This is a genomic window from Acidobacteriota bacterium (assembly GCA_028874215.1).
GTDB lineage: Bacteria > Acidobacteriota > UBA6911 > RPQK01 > JAJDTT01 > JAJDTT01.
Window position 1 is genome coordinate 1 of the sequence record JAPPLF010000074.1, and the last position, 25,587, is coordinate 25,587.

Sequence of the window (25,587 nt, forward strand, 5' to 3'; positions counted from 1 at the left end):
TCCGCCGGGATGCAGGGACGGTCGAATGCCGTGATGACTTTTACCACGGGCTGTTAAGGCTGACAGCCGTGGCCGGATGCATCGTCCTGGCCAACTTCTGGCCACCCTGCAGCTACCTCATGCTGCCGCATTATCACGAGATCCGGCGGCGCGACGCCGTCGTCCGGGTCGATCCCGATCTGCAGTACTTCGGAGCCATCTGATGCCGGTCGACTCGAATCCCATCCCGTGGAACCGGCTCTACTGGGCGGTGGGCGGATTCACCCTCGTCCTGATCCTTCTCCTGTATCTCATCAGTTGAGAGCCGAGAGACCGTGGTAAATCTCCTGGCCTTTTCCGCTCCCCGCAACGCAGGAAAGGGCGGCCACGAGGGTCGCCCCGGCACTGCTTTCATTGATCCTGCAACGCCGTGACGGGTCTGGATTGGGCGGTTTTTACCCTCTACGTGGTCCTGATCCTCATGGTGGGCCTGTACCAGAGCCGCAAGAGCTCCGGTATCGAAGGCTATTTCCTGGGAAACCGCAGCCTTTCCTGGGGCCTGATCGGCCTCTCCGTCATGGCCACCCAGGCCAGCGCCATCACCTTCATCGGGACCACGGGCCAGTCCTACGGCTACGGGATGAAATTCGTCCAGGTCTACCTGCCCCAGCCTCTGGTGATGGTGGTTCTCTGCGTCCTGTTCGTCCCCTTTTTCTATCGGCGGAAGATCTACACCGCGTACGAGTTCCTGGAGCAGCGGTTCGACGCACGGACCCGTTCCCTGACCAGCTTCCTGTTCCTGGTCTCCCGCGGCCTGGCCGCCGGGATCGTCCTCTATGCTCCCGCGGTGGTGCTCTCGGTCCTGATGGGCTGGGACGAACGGGTCACGGTGCTGATCATGGGGGCCGTGACCATCCTCTACACCGCGGCCGGCGGGATCACGGCGGTCATCTGGACCGATGTGCTTCAGATGCTGCTCATGTTCGGCGGCATCGGAGCGGCCCTCTTGACCCTCTTCGGAGAGTTGCCCCCGCAGGTGGGGGTCGCCGACGTCTTCTACATCGGCGGCATCGAGGAGATGTGGAAGAGCGTGGACCTGTCGCCGGACCCGCGGGAGACCTATACGCTCTGGTCCGGCCTGGTGGGCGGCTTCTTCCTGGCGCTGGCCTACTTCGGGTGCGACCAGAGCCAGGTTCAGCGGTACCTGACGGCCAAGTCCCTGACCCAGAGCCGCCTGGCCCTCCTCTTCAACGCCTTCCTCAAGGTTCCCATGCAGATCTTCATCCTGGCCATCGGGGTGCTGCTCTTCGTCTTCTACCACTTCGAGCAGCCGCCTCTGATCTTCAATCCGGCGGAGGAGGCCCAGGTGCGGCAGAGCGGAAGGGGCCCGGCCTTCGAAGAGCTGGAAAGGGACTACCGCGATCTGCACTCGCTCCGGCGGGAGGCGACTCTGGACCTGCTTCGCGTTCGCCGGGAAGGTGGTGACCTGGAGTCCGGGCGCGCCCGGATTCGGCAATACCATGACGAGATGGAGGCGTTGCGCGGCCGCTCCAAGGTGTTGGTCGAGACGGTCCAGGGCCGATCCTCCACCGACGTCAACTACGTCTTTCCCTCCTACCTGGTCCAATACGTGCCGGCCGGGATCCTGGGGCTGATGATCGCCGTCATCTTCGCCGCCGCCATGTCCTCGCTGGACTCGGAGCTGACTGCCCTCTCCAGCGCCACGGTCATGGACTTCTACCGCCGCTATCTGGTTCGGGGAGCCTCCACACGGCACTATCTCTGGGCGGCCCGGCTCACCACATTGGCCTGGGGGGTGCTGGCCACGGGGGTGGCGCTCTATGTCGGCCAGCAGGAGGCGTCCCTCCTGGAACTGGTCAACAAGGTGGGCTCGTACTTCTACGGTTCGCTGCTGGGGGTCTTCCTTTTGGCCTTTCTGGCCCCTTGGGCCACCGCCCGCGGTGCGTTCTGGGGCCTGATCCTGGGGATGGTCTCCGTATGGGCGGTCAGCGAGTTCACGTCGCTTTCGTTTCTCTATTACAACGTGGTGGGTTGCTTGACCGTCGTTGCGGCGGCGTTTGTGCTCAAGCGCAGATGATCGCTCGCGGAGTCGATCTCACCCAGCGTGGGATCGACCCAGAAGAACGCTGAGGTTTTCTCCGCGGCTGCTCTTGGAACTCGACGACTGGCGCATCAGGAACCGGTTGGCCGGCAGGTGCGAGTAGACGTGTGGATGGAGCACCTGGTAGGCCTCGGCGTACGAGAGCGACGAGTGAAGCCCCATTCTCCCATTGGTGACCTCGATGCATTTCCGTCCCAGGTCTCCCGTGTAGTACTGGCTGGCGACGCAGTCCAACGCTCGGGCCTTCTTCTCCACGACCGGGGTGATGTCCACCAGCACATTTGCGAATCGCCGCCCCTCGGCGGAGAGCTGGTTGGTGTGGCCGTACATGGTGATGAAGAAGATCTGCGCCGGCGTGAGCGGGTCTCCGGCGTCCCGCACGTAACCGGAGGTCTTGACCAGGTCGCAGGCGCGAAGGGCCGCCACCGCCGTCTCCTGATGGGCGAATCCCAATTCCTCGGTGGGGTTGTGGAGGATCAGGAGATGCGGCCGGACGTCGGCCAGCTCCCGGGCGATGGCTTCGATCAGCTCCCGGCTCTGGATCACCACGTCGTCCTTGAGGCGCAGGAACCGGACGTCCCGGACCCCCAGGATCTCCATGCCCCGGCTTGCTTCCTCCTCCTTTTCTCGTATGGCGTCCTCCAACCCGGAAACCTCGTCGAGACGACCGCTCCTGATGAGTTCGTTGCGGCGCGTGTGGTGGGTGTCCACACCGTGGGTACAGACCACCACGGAGACCTGGTCCCCGCGCCGGGAATGGAGGCAGAGGGTTCCTCCGGCGTGGTCGATGGCATCGGCGGGATGACACATGACGGCCATGATCTTGAGGCGTTCTTCCATGGCGGACCTCCTGGAGGGGGGACATTCTTGTCCCCCCTCTTCGTACCCTATACTTTGAGGAGAACGGAATGCTGAATCAACGCCGCCGCCGGTGTCAACCGCCGGGAGAACCCATGCGGATGCCCTCTCTGGCCATCCGTCGGAAACATGCGATATCATGAAGCCAATCTGAGTCCGGGTCTTTTGGAGGAAAGTATATGCGTCGCAGAACCTTTTTCGGCAGCGCCCTGGCCAGCGTGTTGGCTCTTCGGAGCAAAGCTTGGGGGCGGAGCCCGGTACCCGCTTCCACCGGTGGCGACATTCCCAAGCGCGTCTTCGGCAAGACGGGAGAGAAGCTGACCATCGTCGGGCAGGCCGGCGGACGCTATCCCATGATCTCCTTCGAGGACGCCAAGGCGGTGACGCTCCGGGCCTACGAGCTCGGCGTCAACTACTTCGACAACGCCCATTCCTACTGGTCGGGGCGATCCGAGGAGGTGTACGGCGAGGTGCTTCCAGCTTTTCGCAAGGATGTCTTCGTCACCACCAAGAGCGTCGTCCGAGACCGGGAGGGCGCAGCCAAGGAACTGGAGATCTCCCTGAAGCGGCTCAAGATGGACTACGTGGACCTGTGGCAGATCCACTCCGTCAGCCGGATGGAGGACGTGGAGCAGATCTTCGCTCCCGGCGGCGCCATCGAGGCCTTCGAGGAGGCCAAGCGGAGCGGCAAGACCCGGTTCATCGGCTTCACCGGGCATACGGACCCCCACGTCCACATGGAGATGCTGAAACGCTACGACCAGTTCGACACCATCCTGATGCCGCTAAATCCGGCCGATCCGTCCTACCTGAGCTTCGAGCAGATCGTGCTCCCCGAGGCCGTCCGTCAGGGACTGGGCATCCAGGGCATGAAGAGTCTGGCCAACGCCAAGCTTCTCCAGTCCTTCAGCGTCGAGGACTGCATCCAATACGTCCTGAGCCTCCCCATCCACTGCCTGACCATGGGCGCCACCACGCTGGGCCAGATCGAGGACGATGTCCGGATCGCCAAGCGCTTCGCCGCCCTGGAAGAACCTCAGATGGCGGAGCTCCGGGAAAGAGCTCGCCGTCTGGCGGGTCCGGAACTGGAGGACTGGAAGCGCGGTCCGGAGCGGGCTGGCCTGGACCCCGCAGGGGTCGAGATCCACGGCTGACTCCCAGCGGGTGATCGAGACGGCTTCGACCCGGCGGCGAGAGCTTCTGGACCGTTACCTGCGGTCGCTTCCTTTCGAACCCTATGTGTTTCAGAGGGACGCTCTGGAGGCTTGGTACGCCTCGGGCGAGGATCTTCTGGTAACCTCGCCCACCGGCACCGGCAAGACCCTCATCGCCGAAGGTGCCCTCTTCGAGGCGCTTCACGGCGGTCGGACCGCCTATTACACCACTCCCCTCATCGCGCTGACCGAGCAGAAATTCCGGGAGATGCAGGCGGCCGCCGTACACTGGGGATTTCCCGCCGACAGCGTGGGGCTGGTGACCGGGAACCGCCAGGTCAACCCGGACGCGCCGGTACGGGTGGTGGTGGCCGAAATCCTCCTCAATCGCCTGCTGCATCCCGGCAACTTCGATTTCGATCGGGTCGCCGTCGTGGTCAAGGACGAGTTCCACACCTTCCGGGATCCGGAACGGGGCATCGTCTGGGAATTGTCCCTTTCGCTGCTCCCCAGGCACGTGAGGCTTCTCCTGCTCTCGGCAACCGTGGGCCGTCCCGAGTCCTTCACGAACTGGCTCCGGAAAAGCCATGGACGGCGAATGCAGTTGCTCCAGGGAAGGGAACGGAGGGTCCCGCTGACTTATGAGTGGGTGGACGACCTGCTGTTGGAAGAGCTGCTGGTGGAACTGGTTCGGGGCGGGAAAAAAGGGCGCAGGAGCCCCTGTTTGGTGTTCTGCTTCAACCGCCGGGAGTGCTGGTCGGTGGCGGAACGGCTCAAGGGCCGGCCCCTGGTGGACGGGAACCGGAAGCGAAAGCTGGCCGCTCGCCTGCGGGACTCGGACCTGTCGGATGGAGCCGGACCCATCCTGCGGCAGCTCCTCTTGCGGGGCGTGGGAATCCACCATGCCGGGGTCCTGCCCAAGTATCGGCGTGTCGTGGAGCAGTTGTTCCAGCGCCGGCTGCTTCCGGTGGTCATCTGTACGGAGACCCTGTCGGCCGGGATCAATCTGCCGGCCAGGTCCGTGGTGCTGAAGAGTCTGGTCAAGGGCCCGCCGCGGCGGAAACGGGCGCTGGACGCCACCACCGCCCATCAGATCTTCGGCCGGGCCGGGCGGCCCCGATGGGATCGTCGGGGATTTGTCCTGGCCCTGGCTCCGGAAGAAGAAGTAAAGCTTCTGCGCCGCAAGCGAAAGTTGGAGTCGATCCCCGCCCGGACCCGCAAGTCGGCGTTTCGCCAGGCCCGGAAGTCCCTGGCGCGGAGGATGAGGTCCCGTCGCCAGGCCCGCGCCTCCTGGGACCGGTCTCAGTTTCGCCGTCTGGTTGCGGCGCGGCCGGCGGTCCTGGCCAGCCGGGGGCCGCTGCCCTGGCGGTATTTGGCCTACCTGCTGAAGCGTTCGCCACAAGTCGACGAGGTCCGGACCATGGTCGGAAAGCGGTTGCTGAGCGCCCGAGCGGTGCAGTCGGCTCAAGGGGCTCTGAACGACATGCTGCTCACCCTGCGCCTCGGAGGCTACCTGACGTTGGACCCGGAACCGCCTCCCCAAGAAGAGGTTTCGCCCGACTACCGTCCGGTGCTGGCTCAGGCCACGCTTCGGCTGGACCGGCTGCTGGCCTTTCGCGGCATCAATCCTCTCTATGGCGACTTCCTGAGCGAGATGCTGCCGAAGGGTAGCCGAAGCGAGAGGATTCAGGCTCTGGAAAGCGTCCTCGAGCTTTCCGGAGCGGTGGCCAGAGCGGTTCCGGTGCCGGAATCCCGGCGGCTGGACCCCGGTCCCCTCGAGACGGCCTGTCTCGATCCCGAATTGGCTCGTCCAGGACTATCCGGAGGCTCTGAATCAACGCTCCGGAACGATCTCATCGAGGCAGGTCCGGGACCGACCCTGGCCGCCAAGTTGCGTCTCGTGTTCGATGGACGGTTGCCTCAGGTGACTCAGTTGAAGGTTCGGCCCGTCTGGGCCGCCGGGGACCTGCTGGACCTCGGGGGTAACTTCAACCGGTTCGTCCACAGCCGCGGGCTGGTCAGGCAGGAGGGGATTCTGTTTCGCCACATGCTTCGCCTGGCGCTGCTGTGCGGGGAGTTCGCCGCGCTCCCGAATTGGGACGCCGCCTGCGGATGCGACCTGGAGGAAGTGGCGCTCGCACTGCGCCGGAGTTGCCGCCGGATCGACCCCGAGAGCACCGACCGGTTTTTGGAGCGGAGCGGCGGTTTCCAACCGCCGAACAGGAACGGCGGTTTCCAACCGCCGGACACCAAAAAACCGTGAACCGCCAACCCCGCGGAAGAAGAAAACGGGCGCGAGGAGAATAGGGGCATTTGAACTTGGCGGCTTGACGATCGCCCCAACGAGGAGAAATGAAATGGAATCGATCCCGAGGCGGAATCTGTTGGGTGTTTCCGGAGCCCTTGCCGGCGGGACGTTGTTGGGACTCGCTGAGAGCGAGAGCGAGGAGCCCGGAAAGAAGTCCAAACGGGAGGCTCGACTAAAGGTCGTCGTCGTCGGCGCCCACCCGGACGACCCCGAAACCGGTTGCGGCGGAACCATGGCCCGTTACGCGGCAGCGGGCCACCGCGTGACGGCCCTCTACCTGACCCGCGGCGAGCGGGGCATCCGGGGACAGTCGCTGGAGGAGGCCGCGAGCATCCGCACCGCCGAGGCTCAGGAAGCCTGCCGAATCCTGGGGGCAAAACCCCTCTTCGCCGGACAGATCGATGGCGACACCGCGACCGGCAATCGGCGTTACGAGGAATTCCTGAAGATCGTTCAGGGAGAAGACCCGGACCTGCTGTTCACCCACTGGCCCATCGACCGCCACCGGGACCACCGCGCGGCCAGCATGCTGGCGTTCGATGCCTGGCTGAAACTGGACCGGAAGTTCGATCTCTACTTCTATGAGGTCGTTTCCGGGAGGCAGAGCCAGACCTTCTCACCCACTCACTACATCGACATCACCGCCACCGAGTCTCTGAAGAAGAAGGCCACCTACGCCCACGCCAGCCAGAACCCGGAGGGGCTGTACCGCCGCCACGACCTGATGAACCGGTTCCGCGGCTCCGAGTACCGCTGCGAGTTCGCCGAAGCCTTCGTGCGCCACGTCCAGGGTGCGGATCACGAGTTCCGGTTCTGAGCGGATGCCGACTGGTTCAGGAGCCCATCGTTCTCGCATGCCGCTGGTCAAGCTCGTCGAGCAACCCTAAGCCGCGCGTCACATCACCTCGCGCTGCGCGCATGCGAAATCTCATTTCCGTATCGTGTTCGGTCAACGCTCGAACTGAGAGTTCTTCCATCAGCTTGTTGAGACTCAGGCCACGCTGGGCAGCCATGGCCTTCAACCGATCACGATGGGCATCAGGAAGCCGAATCGTTAACGTAGCCATGTCAGTGAACCTCCTTCAACCAAGCACCTGGAGTGGCAACACGGAAACTGTCAAATACCAATTCGCCTGCCGCAATATCTCTGACGTTCCCTGTCACGATCCACTCGGCGTTACCTGCAATTGCCAACTCGATCAGATGGTTATCGGACTCGTCCGGCAGATTGGGGCGCCATAGAAATGTGATGTTGACCCATTGGCAGACGTTGAGAAGAGCATCAAATAAAGCCTCCCGATCCCCTGGACCGATCAATGCCGTAGCGAATAATTCCTGTCTCGACAGTACATCCTCATACTCGAGAAACAAGGCGTTGCTGATTAGCGGCCGGGCGTTGCCGCCAAAACATCGCCGCAGTACTTCCCGGGCTGCACCATCGGGCGATAGGATCGCGGAAACCAGAACATTGGTGTCAACGACGATCCGTGGTGCCACAGAGTGATAGTGTATATGCTATCATTCTGATCTGCAACTCTTGGAGTCGGCAACGCGACTGTCGTGCCGTCCCGGCGAACTGACCCAATTGGGGCAGAGCCCCAACCGACTGGATTATGGCTTTTGGAACATCCGTGCGGATCATACCGGTCCGAATGCCCAATCCCTAAAAAACCAGCTTCAACCCGAACTGCGCCGAGATGGGACCCGGGGTCTGGTCCAACTGCATGAAGTTGGGGTCGCCCAGGATGGCGTTTCTCGCTGCGAGGGGGGTGCTGTAGTAGTTGCCGGCATTCGTCAGGTTGAAGACCTCGAAGGTGAAGCGAATCAACGCGGTGTCGTTGGCGGAGAGGGAAAACTCCCGGCTGAGCCGGAAGTCCCAGCGGAAGTAGGCTCCGGTGGAGAAAGGATAACGTTCCAGCAGGGCGCCGTTTTGCACCGGGCGGATGGGATTGAAGTCGTTGGAGCACTGGAAGCTGTTGTCGAAGACCGATCCCGGGGATCCGTCCGCCACACCGGGATCTCCGCAGCGGCCCGAGTACGCCGGAAAAGGCCGTCCGCTGCGGGCGGACACCAGGGTGCTGATCCGGAGCTTGCCCGGCAATTCGAAATAGCCGAAAAACGAGAACTGGTGGGTGATGTCCAGTTGGCTGCGCCCCCAATCCAACTCCAGGAAGTTGAAGGGGTCCGAAGGTCCGTAGGAGGCATCGCTGGAGCGGTCGCTGGTAGCGTTGTCTTCATTGTTGGAAAACGAGTAGTTCACCGCGAACTGGGTTCGATTCCGAAAATCCTTCTTCAACTGGACGATCAGCGCGTGATATCTGGCCTCTCCGAAGCTGGCGATCGCATTGGCGTTGCCGACGTTCGGATCCAGGCGCGGCAGGTTGAATCCGCCCACCGTGCGGCCGTGCTCGTCCAGAGTCGCGCCGGACGGGTCCAGGTTCCGGTCCCAGGGTGTCGAGAAGAACCCGCCGGTCCGCAGATTGGCGGAGCGGTTGAAGGTATATGTTCCGGTGATGCTGAGTTCGCCGGCAATCTGTCGTTCGATTCCGACTTGGCCGTTGATCACTCGCGCGCTCTGGTAGTTGGGATCCACATAGTCGATGGGCGGCGGACCGATGAGGCTCTCGACCTCGGGAGTCGCCATCGAGGGGAGCAGCCCGGGATAGCTCAGGCCGAATCCGAGCAGGTCGGTGGATGAACCGAAGAAGGGGACGAAAACGACGGCGGATCGCAGGCCCGGCCCGGACAGCATTCCCGCTACGAAAATCGTGGGAGCGGCAGCGTAGTAGATGCCGGTGCCACCACGGATGATTGTGCTGCGTCGACCGCCCACGTCCCAGGCGAATCCCACCCGGGGCGCGAAATTGTTGAAGTCGTCGGGCACATCGGAGGAGGCTGGAGCCAGTTCGACCGAGACCCGGTTTCCGCTGATGCGGGGCTTGCCGACCGGCAGCATCGCCTCGGGCAAGCCGAATCCCGATTCCGGGTTCCAGACTCCGTCCCAACGCAACCCCAGGTTCAAATTGAAATCGGCGTGCACCCGCCAGTTGTCCTGCACGAAAAACGACAGTTCGTGCTGCCAGAAGTCGGTAAGCGTGCCGCTCTCCACCACGCCGATACCGTTGATTCCCACGCGCTGGAGAAGGAAGGCGGGAGTGCGGGCCGCGAAGTCCTCCAGGCTGAAGAACGTGTAGACACCCCCGGCGAACCCGATGAAGGTCTGGTTGGACGCGTTGGAGTTCAGGTCGCCCCCCAGCTTGAGGTCATGTCTTCCGAAGGTGCGGCTGAAACTGTCGATGATCTGGTAGCGCTTGTGCTGGCTGTCGATGGGAAGAAAGAAGACCTGCCCGAAGTTGCCCGTATCGGTGATGGATGTCTCCGGACCGGGAGCCCGCTGCCGACGGGGCCGGATCTCCTGCGAATAGGAGAATCGCAGTTCATTGACACTCGCGTTTACCAGAAGAGAGGTGATGGATTGGGCCGCGGCCCAGCCCTCATTGACGAAGTTCTCGAAGTTGGATTCCACTCGACCCAGCACGAAGGTCTGGCTGCCGGCGTAGCCGGTGAAGTTGTCGGTCTCGTTGCGGGTGTAGTTCAGACGGGTCGTCGCCAGGTGGTTGCTGGTGAGGTTGTAGTCGAATTTGGTGAGTACGGCAGTCAGGTCCTGGCGCTGGGAACTGCTGTGCTCAAGGTCGGCCAGAGTGGAGCCGCCGTAGATCGACGGGACCGGACAGGGGCAGGGTTCGGCCGATACGTCGCGGGCGAAAACTGCGGTCAGGGGCCCCTTCTGCTGCTGGGCGTCCAGGGCCAGGAAGAAGAAGGCCCTGTCCCGGGAGATCGGTCCCCCCACGGTCCCTCCGAACTGGTGCCGGGTGTTCAACCCCGGCGCGATGGTGGTTTCCGGGTCGGCCGGCACCGAGGTGTCTGCGATGAAGGTGTTGGACTGGAAGAACCAGTGGGCCGACCCGTGCCAATTGTTGGTGCCCGACTTGGTCACCACATTGATCAAGCCTCCGGTGGCGTGGCCGAACTCGGCCGAGAGACCCGTGTCCCGAACCTGGAACTCCTGAATCGCGTCCTGCGGCACCGTGAAGTTCTTGGTTTCCAACGAACCGAACCATTCGCCGAAGAAAGAGTTCCGATTGTCCACTCCGTCGATGATCAGTCCCGTGTACTCTCCTTGTTGCCCCTGGAGCCTCACGGGAGAGCGCAGTCCCGGAGTGGTGTCAGCCGTCGGCGACAGGTTGGCGAAGTCCCGGAAGTCGCGTCCGCTGATCGGCAGGTTCTCCACGTAGTCGTTGTTGATGGCGGTATTGACCCGGGTTTCGCTCGTATCCATGCGGCCGGTTCCACTCTGGACCGTAATCTCCTGACCGACCGCCTCGAGCTGGAGGGTGACGTCCTCGATCAACTCCTGGCCAATGGAGAGCACCACGCCCTCCACGATGGTTCTGGCGAAGCCGGGCATGGAGACCTGGATCACATACTCGCCGGCCGGCAGAATATCTGCTCGAAACCGGCCGGCTTCGTTACTGGTGAGAACTCGCTCGGCTCCTGTGGAGGCGTGGATCACCGTCACGTCGGCCCCTGGAATCACGGCGCCGGAGGGGTCGAAAATCGTGCCGGCGATGGCCCCCTTTTCCAATGTCTGGCCTACGCCGACGCCGCTGGCAAGGACCAGCAGGGCGAGAGACAGGACCGATATTCTCATCGACTCCGAGCCCAAAATTGAACTCCTTTTCACCCGCAACCTTACCAGGAGAGCCGATTGCCGGGCCATCCTCGCGGTCGGCGCGGCACTCTACGCGACCGTCTGCGCCCGAACGTCCATTTGGTGCAAGTAACCTGCCACCGGCTATTCAAGATGGAAAAGGGATGCCCGCAGTCCTGTGGGAGACAAGAATGTCCACTCCATACGCAATGCGATGTCTGGGTTCAGCGCCGCAAGTGACGGCTACGGAAGGTCGTAGAACTTCAAATCCACGTTCTTGCGCAGGCGGGTGATGTAGATAATCTGCCCCGTGTGGTAGGCGAAGTGCTCGACGACGTGGAGGACGGCCTGGAGACCGGTGACGTCGTAGACTTGAATCCTGCGGGTCGTGGCGAGATCAGCCTCGGTCAACGACTCCAGCACCTGGGTCGCCTCTTGGACGGTTGTCTCCAGCAACTCCAGCAATTGGTCCTTGGGAAGGGGCATGCGCCGGGAAAACTCTGCCGGCCGCCGTCGCCGGTCCTCCTCGCCGCCCAAGCCGGAGACGATCCATTGCCGGACGTTTCCACAAAGGTGCAAGACCAGATTGCCGATGCTGTTGGTGTTCTCGTGGGCCCGCCACCAGATGTCCTCCCGGGAGAGGATCTCAAGACAGCGGCGGACCTTGGGCAGGTAATCGTCGTTCAGGTGGTGGCAAGCCTGCGACAGGAAGCGTTGGCCCGTATCGGAAGACGTCATTTCGACCTCAGCCCATTGGCGATACAAGCAGTGGCGATTTCCCCACAATAGGGATGCGGCGGCCTTCCAAGCGCCGGATGGGGGAATAGGAAAGTCCCCGCTCCTGCCCGATCTCGAATCAGGACAAAATCCCCTGGATCACGCTTCCGTGAACGTCGGTGAGCCGGAAATCCCGGCCGCCGAAGCGGTAGCTGAGCGCTTCGTGGTCGAGCCCCAGGAGGTGGAGGATGGTGGCGTGGAGATCGTGGATGGTCTGGCGGTGTTCCACCACCCGGTAGCCGTACTCGTCGGTGGAGCCGTAGATGAACCCCTTCTTGAGGCCGCCGCCGGCCAGCCACAGGCTGAAGCCGAAGGGGTTGTGGTCCCGGCCGTCCTTGCCCTGGACGAACGGCGTCCGTCCGAACTCGCCCGAGAAGACAACCAGGGTCTCTTCCAGGAGGCCCCTGGCCTTGAGGTCCTTGATCAGCGCCGCCACCGGCTGGTCCACCACGAGGGCGTTGGCGCTGTGCCCTTCGAACAACTTGGTGTGCTGGTCCCAGGGATTGGCATCTATGGCCTCGCCGCCGCCTCGGACCGTGGTCAGCTCCACGAAACGCACGCCCCGTTCCACCAGCCTTCGGGCCACCAGGCACTGGCGGGCGTAGGCCGCCTTGGCCGGCACGGCGGAGTCGACGCCGTACAGTTTTCGGGTGGCCGGAGTCTCTCCACTCAGGTCCACCAGCTCGGGCACCGAGCTCTGCATTCGATAGGCGGTCTCGTAGTTCCGGATGGCCGCTTCCACCTGCGGGTGTCCGCCGGCAGTCGCCAGAAATTCCCGGTCCAGGGAGTCGATCACCGAAATCCTCTGTCGCTGCCGGAGGTCCGATTCCCGGGGACGGATGTTGCCCAGAGGTTCCTTGCGTTCGGGATAGATGAACGAGCCCTGATGGACAGCCGACAGGAATCCGTTGCCGAAGATGTTGATGCCGCCCAGCGGGACCCCGCCGCTCCCCAGCACCACGAATCCGGGCAGGTTCCGGTTCTCGCTGCCCAGGCCATAGCTGATCCAGGCGCCCATGCTGGGAAACCCGGCGAAGGGCGTCCCACAGTGAAAATAGAAGTTGGCCTGGGCGTGGGACATGAACTTGGCGGTCATGGAGCGGATCAACGTCAACTCATCGGCGACACTGCCGATGTGGGGAAAGAGATCGCTGACGGGGATTCCGCTGCTTCCGTAGCGTTTGAACTTCCACGGACTGGGGAAGATGTTGCCGTCCAGGTTGAACATGGTCCGTTCGGTCTTGAACGGCATGGGCTCGCCTGCTTCCTTGTCCAAGCGGGGCTTGGGATCGAAGGAGTCGATCTGGGACAGGCCACCCGACAGATAGCAGAAGATGACGTTCTTGACCCGAGGCTTGTGGTGTCCCCGCCTGGGGGCCAGGGGATTATCGGGAGAAGAGGGCGCCAGACCTGCGTAAGCCGGGTCGGCCATGAGGGCCGAGAGGGCCAGCATCCCGAATCCGGTGGACGTTCGCCGCAGCATCTCGCGCCGGGAGAATCCGGGCGAAAATGGCAGCGAGGTGTTGTGCGGAACAGGTGGCATGGAGTTTCAGTTTACAGAGGGGCCGCTTTTCCGTCGAGCGTCCCCTACTGGAGATAGATGAAGCTCTTCAGGTTGAAGATGACGTGGGCAAGATCGGCCCAGACTCCTCGGTCCGTGAGAACCAGATGCTGCCGCGTCTTCCGCTGCTCGATGACCGTGTCGAGATACCCTTCGAGGTGGGAAGCCTCCTGGGCGGTGGGTTCCCGGCCCAGGGCCTTGAAGAACATGTGGTGGATGCGGGACGAGACGGTGATGCTCTCACCGCCCGCCAGATGCTTTCCCCAGGACTCGGCCTGGTGCCAGGCGAAGGGACTGTTGAGCAGGGTCAGGGATTGGGCCGGGTCGTTGGTCTGATCCCGTTGGCCCCGGGTGCTGGCAGGTTTGGGTTGCCCGAAGGTCTCCAGAAAAGAGTTGTAGGCGTTTCGCCGAATCTCCTGGTAGATGCTGCGCCTCTCGGACCCGTCAGGGGAGCCCGACGGCCCGAGTCCGGTGCTCTTGTCCTTCTCGGTTTTGCGTTGGATCGGTATCGAGGGTCCGTACAGCGTTGGGTCGAGACTTCCGGAGATGCGCAGCATGGCGTCGCGGATCTCCTCGGCTTCAAGCCGTCTCAGGTTGGCATGCTGGTGGAGCCGGTTGGCAGGGTCCTTTCGGAGCGCCTTCGCGGAACCCTGGCTGCTCATGCGGTAGGTCCGGGAGGTGACCAGCCGGCGAACCATGCTCTTGATGGAAGATCCCTCCTGCATGAATCGATGGGCCAGGTGATCCAGGAGTTTGGGATGTGTGGGCGGCTCGCCCAACTTGCCGAAGTTGTCCGTGGTGCGCACCAGGCCGTATCCGAACAGGTAGCGCCAGATCCGGTTCACCATCACCCTGGATGTCAGAGGGTTGTCGGAGGCGGTGAGGTCCCGGGCCAAGCCCAGGCGGACACGCTCCGGATCGGGGTAGGGAAGGCTATCCAGGGCCGTAAGGTAACGCCTGGGCACCCGTTCACCGTGAGCATCCTGGTCCCCGCGGACCAGGAAGGGATGGTCCGGCGCCGCTTCGTCCAGGATGGAAGGGGCGCGCCGGGGAACCGGCACCTTGGACTCGACTTCCCGATATTGGGCCAAGAGGGAACCCAGGGAGGGGAGCCGGTCCAGGGACCGGGACAGCAGGTCGGCGCGGACGAACGCGTCCAGATACGCGGCCTGCGACTCGGAGGCGCCGCCGTCCCGCCAGGCTTCGACGGCCTCCACCAGGCGGCGGCCCAAGCGCTCGGCCAGATCGGCGGGCGAACGGGGTGGCAGGCCGCGGAGCAGGTAGAGAAGCGGCGGGCGCGTCTCTCTGGGCGTCTCCTTGGTCTTGTGAAACAGGATCCGGCTGGCGCCGATGGCGGAACGGCCGTCGGTGAGCTTCTCCGCCTTGGTTCTGGTCTCGGCGGAGTCGTATCTGACGAGTGTGACGTCGTCCCGGGTGGCCAGCTCGATATAGGCGGAGAATCCTTTCCAATAGGCCACGTCCCATTGGACCCATTCCATCCGGTCCGTTTTAAGGACGTGCCGCATGTGGTAGATGCCGCCTCGGGGGGCGGCGTAGTTCTCCACGATCAGCTGGGCGAAGCTGAAGTCCGATCCGAGGACGCTGAGGCTGATGAAATTGCTGTCGATGGTGAAGCGGGGCGACTGGATCACGCCGTTGTGCTTGGCCGAAAGGAGATGGGTGTAGACACCCCCGGGATAGATGCCGCTGAGGATCCGTTTCCCTTCGGCGGCCACGGAGAACTCGCCCGGAGGGGACGGTTCGGGAGGAAGTCCGGTTCCGTGGCCGATCCACTCCCCGTAACCGGGGCCGGACAGATCCCAGCGAACCTGAAACTGTTCCCGGTTGAAGCCTCTGCCGGTGCGGACCCGGTTGTCCCATTCCTCCTTCAAGGCGCCCCACTCCTGACGAAATTCGGCTCCATTCTTGCCGGCCAGGCGAATCCACGCCGCCAGGGGGCTGCCCGGTTCGCACCGTGTCTCCTTCAGTGCGCGGTTCAACGCCTGCTCGGCGACCGGGACTTCGGCAGCCTTGTCCCCGTCTGTTTCGACCGGAGCCGCCTCGGCCTCCGGGGCCGCCGGATCAGCGGCAGATTCCGGTGAAGTTTCAGTTTCGCAGGGAGAGTCGCCTGATTTATTGAAGGCTTCCTGCGGCGCTTCCAACAGCGTGGAGGTTAGCGCCGAAGCTTCCTGGATCCAGATTTCAGCCAGCTTCAGCCGGATTTCCTCCTTCAACTCCGAGAGCTGGCCCCGGCCCCAATCCAGGCGCTCCGGGTCGTCAATGGCCCGTTGGGTCGGCCGGGCTCCATAGAGCACGCCGTACAGGGCGTAGTAGTCATCTTGGCTGATGGCGTCGAACTTGTGGTCGTGGCAACGCGCGCACGAGATGGTGAGCCCCTGAAATGCCTTGGAAACGACGTCGACCTGGTTGTCGGTCCACTTGATGCGGTCTCCCAGCGGGTCCACCGGCTGGAACCCGTGCTCCACCATGCGGAAGTGAGCCGTGGCCAGGAGGGACTCGTTGATCCCCAGGGCCGGGTTCATCCGGGGCGAGGGGAGCAGGTCGCCGGCCAGGTGTTCCCGGATCAACTGGTCGTAAGGGACGTCTGCGTTCAGGGCCCGAATCAGGTAGTCGCGGTAACGCCAGGCGTATGGCGCCTTGGGGTCGCCCTGACTTCCGTGGGATTCGGCATAGCGGATCACGTCCATCCAGTGACGGGCCCAGTGCTCTCCGAAGTGGGGCGAGTCCAGGAAGTCGTCCACCAGGTTTACGTAGGTCCGTGGAGAGGGATCGGAGACGAAGGCCCGGACCTCTCCAGGGAGGGGTGGAAGTCCACGCAGATCGTAGGAAAGGCGCCGGATGAGTGTGTATCGGTCCGCCGCCGTCGCCGGTTCCAACCCCTCCTGCTCCAGCCGGGCCAGGATGAACCGGTCCATGGGCTGACGCGGCCAATCGGTGTCGGCCACCGCAGGTGGCGGGACGGACCGGACCGGTTGCCAGGCCCAGTGGCTGCGCTTGCGGGCTTCCAGGTCGAAGCCGTCGGCCGGCGCCTCGGAAGCTTGTTCAATATCGGGCCAAGGGGCTCCCATCTTCACCCATTCGATGAGCGACTGGATCTGGGCATCCGACAGGGCGCCGGTGGGCGGCATCAGCGCGGGCCGGCCCTGGATGCGTTGGATCAAGGAGCTCTCCTCCGGTTTGCCTGCAACGACGGCCGGTCCCGAAACGCCTCCCTTGATCAGGTCTTCGCGCCGGTCCAGGCGCAACCCGGCAAATGGCGTCGCGGTCTCGGCGCTGTGGCATTCGTAGCAGTGGTTGGCCAGCAGGGGACGGATTTCTTTTTCGAAGAATTCCAGGGAGGCGGGATCCGTAGGTGCGGCCGGAGCGGCAGTCAGGCAGACGAAGAATGCGGAACCTAAACTCAAGTTTGGCAATAGGCTCTTCATGGCTGACGCCGAAATGGGGGACAAGAATGTTCCCCCTCCTATCAGGCCAAAATACCCTGGATCACGTGGCCGTGGACGTCGGTGAGACGGAAGTCCCGGCCTCCGAAGCGGTAGCTGAGCGCCTCGTGATCGAAACCCATGAGGTGGAGGATGGTGGCGTGGAGATCGTGGATGGTCTGCCGGTTCTCCACCACCCGGTAGCCGTACTCGTCGGTGGCGCCGTAGATGAAACCCTTCTTGAGGCCGCCGCCGGCCAGCCACAGGCTGAATCCGAAGGGGTTGTGGTCCCGCCCGTCCTTGCCCTGGACGAAGGGCGTCCGGCCGAACTCGCCCGAGAAAATGACGAGGGTCTCGTCCAGCAGGCCCCTGGCCTTGAGGTCCTTGACCAACGCCGCTATCGGCTGGTCCACTGCCAGGGCGTTGGAGCCGTGCCCGTGAACCAGCTTGGCGTGCTGGTCCCACGGGTTGCTCATGCCCCCCTGACCGTCGCCCCGGACCATGGTGAGCTCCACGAAACGCACGCCGCGTTCCACCAGCCGCCGGGCCACCAGGCACTGGCGGGCGTAGGCTGCTTTGGCCGGATTCGCGGAATCGATGCCATACAGCTTACGGGTGGCGGGAGTCTCTCCGCCCAGGTCCACCAGCTCGGGCACCGAGCTCTGCATCCGGTAAGCGGTCTCGTAGTTGCGGATGGCGGCTTCGACTTGGGAGTGTCCGGTGGTACCCGCCAGGAATTCCCGGTCCAGGTCGTTGATGAAGGAGAGCTTTCGCCGCTGGAGGGGGCCGGATTCCCGGGGACGGATGTTGCCGAGAGGATCCTGGCGTTCGGGAAAGATGAACGAACCCTGGTGGACGGCCGACAGGAAACCGTTGCCGAAAATGCTGATTCCACCGAGGGGGATGCCGCCGCTGCCCAGCACCACGAATCCGGGCAGGTTCCGGTTCTCGCTGCCCAGGCCGTAGCTGATCCAGGCGCCCATGCTGGGGAATCCGGCAAAGGGCGTCCCGGAGTGGAAGTAGAAATTGGCCTGGGCGTGGGCCATGAACTTGGCGGTCATGGAACGGATCACCGTCAACTCGTCGGCCACGCTGCCGATGTGTGGAAAGAGGTCGCTGACGGGGATCCCGCTGCTCCCGTAGCGTTTGAACTTCCAGGGGCTGGGCATGATGTTGCCGTCCATGTTGAACATGGTCCGTTCGGTCTTGAACGGCATCGGCTCGCCGGCTTCCTTGTCCAGGCGGGGCTTGGGATCGAAGGAGTCGACGTGGGAAAGCCCTCCTGACAGGTAGCAGAAGATGACGTTCCGAACCCGGGGTTTGTGGTGACCTGGTTTGGGGGCCAGCGGATTCTCGGGTTGGGCGGGGACCAGGCCCGCGTAAGCCGGATCGGCCATGAGGGCCGAGAGGGCCAGCATCCCGAATCCCGTGGAGGTCTGGCGCAGCATCTCGCGGCGGGAGAAACGGGGTTGGAATCGGGGTGTCCGGCCGGGCGTCAGCGTCGACATCACCATCCAGTCTACTGCGGAACCGTCCGCCGGTCGAGGACCGGAAGGAGGGGCGATTTCCAATCGCCCGGTCTTTGTCGCCGCTCTGTTACGGGGAGTCCGGCGGTTAGGAAACCGCCGCTCCGCTCCCATCCTTTTTCTACCGGGGAATTGCCGGGCATGGGCCGGTGGGGGAGTTCCTACTGGACATAAATGAAATTCTTCAAGTTGAAGAGGGCATGGGCGAGGTCGGTCCAGATCCGCTGGTCGGTGAGGATCAGATGCTTGCGCGTCTTCCGCTCGGCGATCAGCGAGGAGAGATACTCCTCGGCTCGGGCCGCCTCGAGAGCGGAGGGTTCCCGGCCCAGGGCCTTGAAGAACATGTGGTGGATGCGGGAGGTGGCCGTGTTGCCCTCCCCGGCGGCCAGGTGCTTGCCCCACGCCTCCGCCTGGTGCCAGGCGAAGGGGCTGTTGAGCAGCGTCAGGGATTGAGCCGGGACGTTGGTCTGGTCCCGTGTCCCTAGAGTGCTGGCAGGCTTGGGCAGGCCGAACGCCTCCAGAAAGGGGTTGTAGGCGTTGCGCCTGATCTCCTGGTAGATGCTGCGTCTCCCGGCGCCATCCAAGGGCCCGGGCGGCACGAACCCCTTGCTCTTGAGCTTCCCGATCTCATGGTAGACGGGAATGGAGGGTCCGTACGGCTTCGGATCCAGGCTTCCGGAGACGCGCAGCATGGCGTCGCGGATCTCCCCGGCGTCCAGTCGTCTCAGGTTGGCGTGCTGGTGGAGCCGATTGGCCGGATCCTCCCTGAGGGAATGGGCGGATGCCCCGCTGCTCATGCGGTAGGTCCGGGACGTGGCCAGCCGGCGCACCATGCTTTTGATGGAATACCCCTCCTCCACGAACCGGGCGGCCAGATGGTCCAGGAGTTCCGGATGAGTGGGCGGGTCGCCCAACTTTCCGAAGTTGTCCGTGGTGCGGACGATTCCGTATCCGAACAGGTACCGCCAGATGCGGTTGACCATCACCCGGGCCGTCAGCGGGTTGTCGCGTGAGGCAAGGTCCCGGGCCAGTCCCAGGCGCACCCGGCCGGGGTCGGCGTAGGGAACGCTCTCCAAAGCCGCCAGGTATCGCCGGGGCACGGGTGCGCCGCGAGCGTCCTGGTCCCCGCGGACCAGGAATGGATGATCCGGCGCCGCCTCTTCAAGAACGGAGGGAGCGCGCCGGGGAACCGGCACTTGGGCTTCGAATTCACGGTACTGGGTCAGGAGCGCGTCCACGGACGGGAGCCGTTCCCGGGAACGGGGCAAAAGATCCGCTCGAACGAACGCGTCCAGATACGCGGCCTGAAGCTCGGATGCTCCGCCGTCCCTCCAGGCTTCGATGGCCTCCACCAGGCGGCGGCCCGTTCGCCGGGCCAGATCTTCGGGTGAGCGGGGCGCCGTGCCACGGAGCAGATAGAGCAGGGGAGGACGCGTTTCTCTGGGCGTCTCCTTCGTCTCGTGGAACAGGATACGGCTGGCTCCGATGGCGGAACGCCCATCCGTCCGCTCTTCCGGCTGGGTTTTGAACTTCTTGGAGTCGAAGTAGATCTTCGTGACATCGTCCCGGGTGGCCAGCTCGATGTACGCGGTGAATCCCTTCCAGTACGCCACGTCCCATTGAACCCATTCCATGCGGTCCGTTTTGGGGACGTGCCGCATATGGAAGATGAGGCCTCGAGGAACCGCATAGTTCTCCACGATCAACTGGGCGAAGCTGTAGTCCGACCCGAGGACGCTGAGACTGATGAAATTGGTGTCGATGGTAAAGCGGGGCGACTGGATCACCCCGTTGTGCTTGTCTGAAACGAGATGGGTGTAGACCCCCCCGGGATAGATTCCGTTGAGGACCCGTTTGCCGTCGGCGGCCACCGAGAACTCGCCTGGCCGGGACGGTTCCGCGGGAAGTCCGGCGCCGTGTCCGATCCACTCGCCATAGTCGGGGCCGGACAGATCCCACCGGACCTGGAAGTGTTCCCGATTGAAGGTTTCTCCGCTGCGGATCCTGGTGTCCCACTCCTCTCTCAAAGCGGCCCATTCCTGGCGGAATCCGGCGCCCTCCTTGCCCGCCAGGCGGACCCAGGACGCCAGCGGACTTCCAGGTTCGCAGCGGGCTTCCTCCAATGCCTTATGCAACGCCTGGCCGGCAGCCGACTCCGCGGTTCCGGCGCCCTTCGTCTCGTCCGTCTCGACAGGAGCTGCCGCGGTCTCCGGGGCCGCCGGATCATCGGGCGAGCCCGGTGGCGAGCCAGGCTTGCACGGAGAGTCCGGTGGGTCGGCGAAGGCTTCACGGGGTGTTTCCAACAGCTTGGAGCTCAGGGCGGATGCCTCCCGGATCCAGGCGCCGGCCAGCTCCTGGCGGATCTCTTCCTTCAGGCCGGTCAGCTCGCTGCGGCCCCGATCGAGACGCTCCGGGTCGTCAATGGCCCGCTGGGTCGGCCGGGCTCCGTAGAGCACGCCGTAAATGGCGTAATAGTCCTCCTGGCTGATGGCGTCGAACTTGTGGTCGTGGCAGCGCGCGCACGAGATGGTGAGGCCCTGAAACGCCTTGGAAAGGACGTCGACCTGGTTGTCCGTCCACTTGATTCGGTCTTCCAGCGGGTCCACCGGCTGGAACCCGTGCTCCACCATGCGGAGGTGAGCCGTGCCCAGGAGGGATTCGTTGATGCCCAGGGCCGGGTTCATCCTGGGGGAGGGAAGCAGGTCTCCTGCCAGATGTTCCCGAATCAACTGGTCGTAGGGGATGTCGGCGTTCAGGGCCCGTATCAGGTAGTCGCGGTAACGCCAGGCGTAGGGTGTGTCCGGGTCGCCTTCGCTGCCGTGGGACTCGCTGTAGCGGACCAGGTCCATCCAGTGGCGGGCCCAGTGTTCCCCGAAGTGAGGTGAGTCCAGGTAGTCGTCCACCAATTCCTCGTAGGCTCGTGGAGAGGGATCGGCGACGAAGGCGCGGACCTCTCCGGGGAGGGGTGGGAGTCCCCTCAGATCGTAGGAAAGGCGCCGGATCAGAGTGTACCGGTCCGCGGCCGGCGCCGGTTCCAGACTTTCCTGCTCCAGTCTGGCCAGGATGAACCGGTCCATGGCGTGCAACGGCCAATTCGAGTCGGTCACCGCCGGCGGGGAGACGGAGCGAACCGGCTGCCAGGCCCAGTGGCTGCGTTTTCGGGCTTCCAGGTGGAATCCTTCACCCGAATCCGCCGAGGCCGTCGCGGGATCGGTCCAGGGGGCTCCCATCCTGACCCATTCGATGAGCGACTGGATCTGTGCATCCGAAAGCGCTCCGGTGGGAGGCATCAGGGCCGGCCGGCCCTGGACCCGGTGGATCAAGGGGCTCTCGTCCGGTCTGCCTGCAACGATGGCCGGTCCCGAAACGCCCCCCTTGATCAGGTCGTCGCGCCGGTCGAGCCGCAGACCGGCGAAAGGTGTCGCAGTATCGGCACTGTGGCATTCGTAGCAGTGGTTGGCCAACAGGGGACGGATCTCTTTTTCGAAGAATTCCAGCGAGGCGGGATCAGAAGGGGAGGCCAGAGCAGCAGTCAGGCAGAGCAAGAGCGTGGTACCCATGCTTATGATCGCCGGAAGAATCTTCATGGCTGAAGCCGATTTCGTCTCCGTAGGTCTTCCATCTCTGACGGAAAGTGTAGCGACGGCGGACGGCCCAGGGCAAGGAATCCAGGGACGAGGACTTCCCCCATTTCCCCGGGGTTCGGAAGAACCGGGGATTTAGGGGCACCCCTTGTGTGTTTGGTGCCTTCTTCCGAGTGAGGGGTTGCCGTTCCGTAGCCCCCGATGTCTACCAGGACTTGCGGATCTGAATTGGTGAGTTCGAATCTGCCGGGTTGAGGACGATGGTGACGCTTGTCGATTCCAGGAGTTCGAGACGAGTTCCCATGCTTTCCGCGTTCGGCAGACTTAAAGAGAGAATATATGTCTGAGCCTCCAGTCCGCTGACGCGGAAATGCCCGTCCGTTGGGGAGACATCTGCGGACATTGGATCGAATAGGAAGGGGTGGTCCTCGTGTTGGCGACCGGCTGGAGACAATCGAAGAGAGAATTCTCGTACCGGTTCATTATCCTGGTTCATGACGTAACCGGACAACGAAAGTCCGGGCTGCAGCGAAATCGTGACGAGTTGACTCGCAGGAGCAACGAAGGAGGATTCATGGGTAACATACTCGCGGTGAGCGACCAGTATCCGGTGTTTTCCCGGAGGAACGTCTGGAAACTTGAAAGTGCCGTCCGATGAGGTAAGAGCACCGAGTCCTGTACCCTGTTCGAACCTGACGAAGACCTGTGCGGCAGCCACAGACAGACCCTCATCGTTGAGAACGACGCCTTGGACCGTCGATTGCCCGACCAGGATCAAATCGACTTCATTGTTCCTGCCTGGCTCAACCGTCAGGGTCTTGGCTCCAATGCCGGAAGCAAATCCATCAGCTTCAGCGGAAATCCGATATTTACCCCAACGCACTCTGGAAAAGAAGAATTCTCCCGTCAGGTCGGTCGACGACTCTCCAAGACGGTGGGGAAGTTGACTATTTGGCTCGAAGTCGCTGAGACCGACGGTCGCTCCGTGAATGGGATTTCCGTCCGCGTCCCACACGTGACCGGATACGGAGCCCAATTGCGCATCCGGCACTCGATGCATCGTAATGACCACCTCCTCATCCTGGGGCAAGGTCACAGGAACGCGAGCAGCAAGTTCATACTCAGGATGCGCCGCCTCGGCGAAGAAAGTTCCGGAAACAGGCGGTTTGGACATCAGGAATCGGCCTGATTGGTCACTCCGGACCATTGACTTCTTGGTGAATCGCCCTGGGGTTTCTTCTTGGAGCCAGACGGTCGCTCCAGCGATCCCTCGGGAGCGATGGTCTACGACTCTGCCCCGAAGTTCCACGTGAGGTGTCATCAGGATCTCTTGGTACAGGTCTCCCTCAGCAGGAGTAACGAGCAGCCGTCTGGTGGTGTAACGCCGGTAACCGTCTGCCTCGGCACGGAGCGTGTACCGCCCTGCACGGTGGACGGTCATCTGGAACCTGCCATCGTGACCGCTGACGGCTTCGGTCCGCACATTCCCGCTTCCAACCGGAGATACTGTGATGCGTGCGTCTTGTATTGCAGTGCCATCCTCGCTGTTTACGACGATGCCGGTGATGGTCGATTGCGCTGCGCGTCGTTTCTCCGGGCCAACAGATTGCGGAGTCCTGCCTTGGTTTGGAACGGATTCGTCCGGAACTGCCGATCTCGAACCTTCGAGCCTGACCTGCGCTCGCTCTGAATCTATATTGCGCACTGAGCCGGAATCCCGGTCTCCATCGTCACGAGTTGCCTGCGGAGTGAGCTTGACCGCATTTGAGGACTCGTCCCGTGGTCCGTCCCAAATGACCCACAGGCAGAAAATCAGAACCAGGATGCTGATCGCGATGAGGATGAACCGAGGCCGGAATGGCTTTCTCATAACCGGAGAACCAGCGTTGGATTTCCGTCTAGAATACCTGTTCATAGGGATCTATGGGAATCCGCCGCCGCTGCCTGTCGGCAACAATCGGACTCACGACCGCCATCATGACTTTGATGACCGCATGCTCCAGTTCGGAGGCAGTCAGGGTCGACTGGTCCGCCGGAGATTTCCAAACCGTTCTGGAGACCAGCTTGCGGCAGCTTCGTTCGGACACGGGTCTCACCGGCGTCGCAGCCGCCGTGATGACCGCTGGCCGGTTCAGGGGAGTGGCCGTCGACGGTGAACGCCGTCGAGGCTCGGGAATTCCGGTGACCGTAAACGACCGCTGGCACGCCGGCTCGATAGCCAAGTCGATGACGGCGACATTGATCGCGGTAATGGAACACGAAGGCAAGCTGTCCATCGACATGGCTCTGCCCGAATTGATGCCCGAAATCGAAATGGCCGGCGGCTGGCGTCCCTGCACGCTGAAGCACCTGTTGACCCACACCGCCGGCGCGCCCGCCAACTTTCCGATGAAGGTTCTGAAGGTGTGGCCCGGCACCGCGGAAGAACTCGTCGCCGCGAGACGCCAATTCATCGCCGAGATTCTGGCCGAGGAACCGGAATCCCCCTGCGGAGAGCGCTACTCCTATTCCAATGTCGGTTACACCATCGTCGGCCATATCGCGGAGACCATCGCCGGTAAGCCTTACGAATCCCTGATGAGGCAGAAGGTGTTCCTCCCCCTGGAACTGAACAGCGCGGGATTCGGCCCGCCGAAGGGGGACGAGCCGAACCAGGAACCGCTCGGACATATGAAGTTGCTGTGGTTGCGGTACGCCCTCGATCCCTTCGAATGGCCCGCCGACAATACACCCGTTATGGCGCCGGCCGGAGGGGTGCATCTGAGCATCCGGGATTTGGCGTGTTACGGCTCCATCCACCTCGAGGGAGCAAACGGGACTGCAACCTCCATCCTTCCTCAGGAGAACTGGGAACGCCTGCATACGCCTTTTCTCGAGGACTACGCACACGGTTGGGTCCGATACCAGCGGGAATGGGCGGGAGGACCGTTGATCTGGCACAACGGCAGCAACACGCTCTGGTACGCCTTGCTGATGCTGCTGCCCGCCAGGAACACGGTTCTGGCGTTTGCGACCAACGATGGCGCGATCGAGGAAGCGGAGAAAGCATTTGTCGGATTGGCCCGGCAGCTGAGCGAGGGGACGCCGGCATCGTAATCACGATTGGCGCGCACAGAACCTTAGCTGGGGCATGATGGGATCAAATGCTGTGTCGGCGGTCCTGATTGCCGCGCTGGCGGCCCCGGCATGGCTGCCCGCGGCGCCTCCTGAGGAACCGCAGGTCACGGTTGGCTGGCAGAAGCAACCTTTTCTGGACGACCGGGTCATCGACTCCACCAAACACATCTCTCGGGTCCTCAAGGAACCGCAGCGCTGGCCGGGAAATCCGCTGATCGTCGGAGGCATGCCCTGGGAGACATGGACCGTCTACCTGAATGGCCGCGGCGTCCTTTATGACGATGACGAACGGCAGTTCAAGATGTGGTACCTCTCCCCGACCTTCGATGGGTCCGCTCCCAGCGGTCTGAGATACAAGGTCTGCTACGGCTTTTTGCGACAACGGCGTCCAATGGACCAAACCCGATCTGAGCTTGGTGGATTGGGAGGGTTCCCGCAGTAACAGCA

Annotated in this window: 17 protein-coding genes; 7 read left to right on the plus strand and 10 right to left on the minus strand. The window is 63.1% G+C overall.

Features of this window, described 5'->3' with window-relative positions; translation table 11 throughout:
* A partial coding sequence (locus OXT71_14845; GenBank protein MDE2927670.1) for a hypothetical protein occupies positions 1-203 on the plus strand: 203 nt, incomplete at its 5' end.
* 206 nt (positions 204-409) lie between these two features.
* Entirely contained in the window at positions 410-2,077 is a 1,668-nt protein-coding gene (locus tag OXT71_14850; GenBank protein MDE2927671.1) for a sodium:solute symporter, read from the plus strand.
* An 18-nt stretch (positions 2,078-2,095) separates the two neighbouring features.
* On the opposite strand, the gene OXT71_14855 is transcribed toward OXT71_14850, so the two are convergent.
* Positions 2,096-2,941, minus strand: a complete 846-nt coding sequence (locus OXT71_14855) for a PIG-L family deacetylase (protein ID MDE2927672.1) — start codon at positions 2,939-2,941, stop codon at positions 2,096-2,098.
* 197 nt (positions 2,942-3,138) lie between these two features.
* Here OXT71_14855 and OXT71_14860 point away from each other — a divergent pair, with 197 nt between their 5' ends.
* The 3 genes from OXT71_14860 (at position 3,139) to OXT71_14870 (ending at position 7,238) form a co-directional block, all read left to right on the plus strand.
* Complete coding sequence (locus OXT71_14860) at positions 3,139-4,113, plus strand: aldo/keto reductase (GenBank protein MDE2927673.1); 975 nt, start codon at positions 3,139-3,141, stop codon at positions 4,111-4,113.
* 10 nt (positions 4,114-4,123) lie between these two features.
* A complete protein-coding gene (locus tag OXT71_14865) occupies positions 4,124-6,376 on the plus strand; it encodes a DEAD/DEAH box helicase (protein MDE2927674.1) in 2,253 nt (750 codons plus the stop codon).
* A gap of 94 nt (positions 6,377-6,470) precedes the next feature.
* Positions 6,471-7,238 (plus strand): PIG-L family deacetylase, encoded by a 768-nt coding sequence (locus OXT71_14870; protein MDE2927675.1) that lies wholly within the window; start codon positions 6,471-6,473, stop codon positions 7,236-7,238.
* Between the two features lie 16 nt (positions 7,239-7,254).
* Here OXT71_14870 and OXT71_14875 read toward each other — a convergent pair whose 3' ends face one another.
* The 9 genes from OXT71_14875 to OXT71_14915 form a co-directional block, all read right to left on the minus strand.
* Positions 7,255-7,488: a toxin-antitoxin system HicB family antitoxin gene (locus OXT71_14875; GenBank protein ID MDE2927676.1), complete on the minus strand. Its 234-nt coding sequence runs from the start codon at positions 7,486-7,488 to the stop codon at positions 7,255-7,257.
* A 1-nt stretch (position 7,489) separates the two neighbouring features.
* Positions 7,490-7,918 (minus strand): putative toxin-antitoxin system toxin component, PIN family, encoded by a 429-nt coding sequence (locus OXT71_14880; GenBank protein ID MDE2927677.1) that lies wholly within the window; start codon positions 7,916-7,918, stop codon positions 7,490-7,492.
* A 166-nt stretch (positions 7,919-8,084) separates the two neighbouring features.
* On the minus strand, positions 8,085-11,132 hold the full coding sequence (locus OXT71_14885) for a carboxypeptidase regulatory-like domain-containing protein (GenBank protein MDE2927678.1): 3,048 nt from the start codon (positions 11,130-11,132) through the stop codon (positions 8,085-8,087).
* A gap of 243 nt (positions 11,133-11,375) precedes the next feature.
* On the minus strand, positions 11,376-11,870 hold the full coding sequence (locus tag OXT71_14890) for a DUF1572 family protein (GenBank protein ID MDE2927679.1): 495 nt from the start codon (positions 11,868-11,870) through the stop codon (positions 11,376-11,378).
* Positions 11,871-11,988: 118 nt separating this feature from the next.
* A complete protein-coding gene (locus tag OXT71_14895; protein MDE2927680.1) occupies positions 11,989-13,452 on the minus strand; it encodes a DUF1501 domain-containing protein in 1,464 nt (487 codons plus the stop codon).
* Between the two features lie 44 nt (positions 13,453-13,496).
* Entirely contained in the window at positions 13,497-16,916 is a 3,420-nt protein-coding gene (locus OXT71_14900; GenBank protein MDE2927681.1) for a PSD1 and planctomycete cytochrome C domain-containing protein, read from the minus strand.
* Positions 16,917-16,957: 41 nt separating this feature from the next.
* The gene (locus tag OXT71_14905; protein ID MDE2927682.1) at positions 16,958-18,427 is read right to left on the minus strand and encodes a DUF1501 domain-containing protein; all 1,470 of its coding nucleotides are present in this window, start codon (positions 18,425-18,427) and stop codon (positions 16,958-16,960) included.
* A 173-nt stretch (positions 18,428-18,600) separates the two neighbouring features.
* Positions 18,601-21,999: a PSD1 and planctomycete cytochrome C domain-containing protein gene (locus OXT71_14910; protein ID MDE2927683.1), complete on the minus strand. Its 3,399-nt coding sequence runs from the start codon at positions 21,997-21,999 to the stop codon at positions 18,601-18,603.
* Between the two features lie 229 nt (positions 22,000-22,228).
* A complete protein-coding gene (locus OXT71_14915; protein ID MDE2927684.1) occupies positions 22,229-23,344 on the minus strand; it encodes a carboxypeptidase-like regulatory domain-containing protein in 1,116 nt (371 codons plus the stop codon).
* A 656-nt stretch (positions 23,345-24,000) separates the two neighbouring features.
* On the opposite strand from OXT71_14915, the gene OXT71_14920 reads away from it, so the two are divergent.
* On the plus strand, positions 24,001-25,119 hold the full coding sequence (locus tag OXT71_14920; protein ID MDE2927685.1) for a serine hydrolase: 1,119 nt from the start codon (positions 24,001-24,003) through the stop codon (positions 25,117-25,119).
* Between the two features lie 34 nt (positions 25,120-25,153).
* Complete coding sequence (locus OXT71_14925; GenBank protein ID MDE2927686.1) at positions 25,154-25,582, plus strand: hypothetical protein; 429 nt, start codon at positions 25,154-25,156, stop codon at positions 25,580-25,582.
* The last annotated feature ends 5 nt before the right edge of the window (positions 25,583-25,587 follow it).

Excerpts from the sequence above, each read along its gene's own strand:
- OXT71_14860 (MDE2927673.1), top strand. The coding sequence starts at position 3,139 with ATGCGTCGCAGAACCTTTTTCGGCAGCGCCCTGGCCAGCGTGTTGGCT.
- OXT71_14875 (MDE2927676.1), bottom strand. The coding sequence starts at position 7,488 with ATGGCTACGTTAACGATTCGGCTTCCTGATGCCCATCGTGATCGGTTG.
- OXT71_14855 (MDE2927672.1), bottom strand. The coding sequence starts at position 2,941 with ATGGAAGAACGCCTCAAGATCATGGCCGTCATGTGTCATCCCGCCGAT.
- OXT71_14910 (MDE2927683.1), bottom strand. The coding sequence starts at position 21,999 with ATGGGTACCACGCTCTTGCTCTGCCTGACTGCTGCTCTGGCCTCCCCT.
- OXT71_14890 (MDE2927679.1), bottom strand. The coding sequence starts at position 11,870 with ATGACGTCTTCCGATACGGGCCAACGCTTCCTGTCGCAGGCTTGCCAC.
- OXT71_14905 (MDE2927682.1), bottom strand. The coding sequence starts at position 18,427 with ATGGTGATGTCGACGCTGACGCCCGGCCGGACACCCCGATTCCAACCC.
- OXT71_14925 (MDE2927686.1), top strand. The coding sequence starts at position 25,154 with ATGATGGGATCAAATGCTGTGTCGGCGGTCCTGATTGCCGCGCTGGCG.
- OXT71_14920 (MDE2927685.1), top strand. The coding sequence starts at position 24,001 with ATGACTTTGATGACCGCATGCTCCAGTTCGGAGGCAGTCAGGGTCGAC.
- OXT71_14870 (MDE2927675.1), top strand. The coding sequence starts at position 6,471 with ATGGAATCGATCCCGAGGCGGAATCTGTTGGGTGTTTCCGGAGCCCTT.
- OXT71_14900 (MDE2927681.1), bottom strand. The coding sequence starts at position 16,916 with ATGAAGAGCCTATTGCCAAACTTGAGTTTAGGTTCCGCATTCTTCGTC.
- OXT71_14885 (MDE2927678.1), bottom strand. The coding sequence starts at position 11,132 with ATGAGAATATCGGTCCTGTCTCTCGCCCTGCTGGTCCTTGCCAGCGGC.
- OXT71_14915 (MDE2927684.1), bottom strand. The coding sequence starts at position 23,344 with ATGACACCTCACGTGGAACTTCGGGGCAGAGTCGTAGACCATCGCTCC.
- OXT71_14895 (MDE2927680.1), bottom strand. The coding sequence starts at position 13,452 with ATGCCACCTGTTCCGCACAACACCTCGCTGCCATTTTCGCCCGGATTC.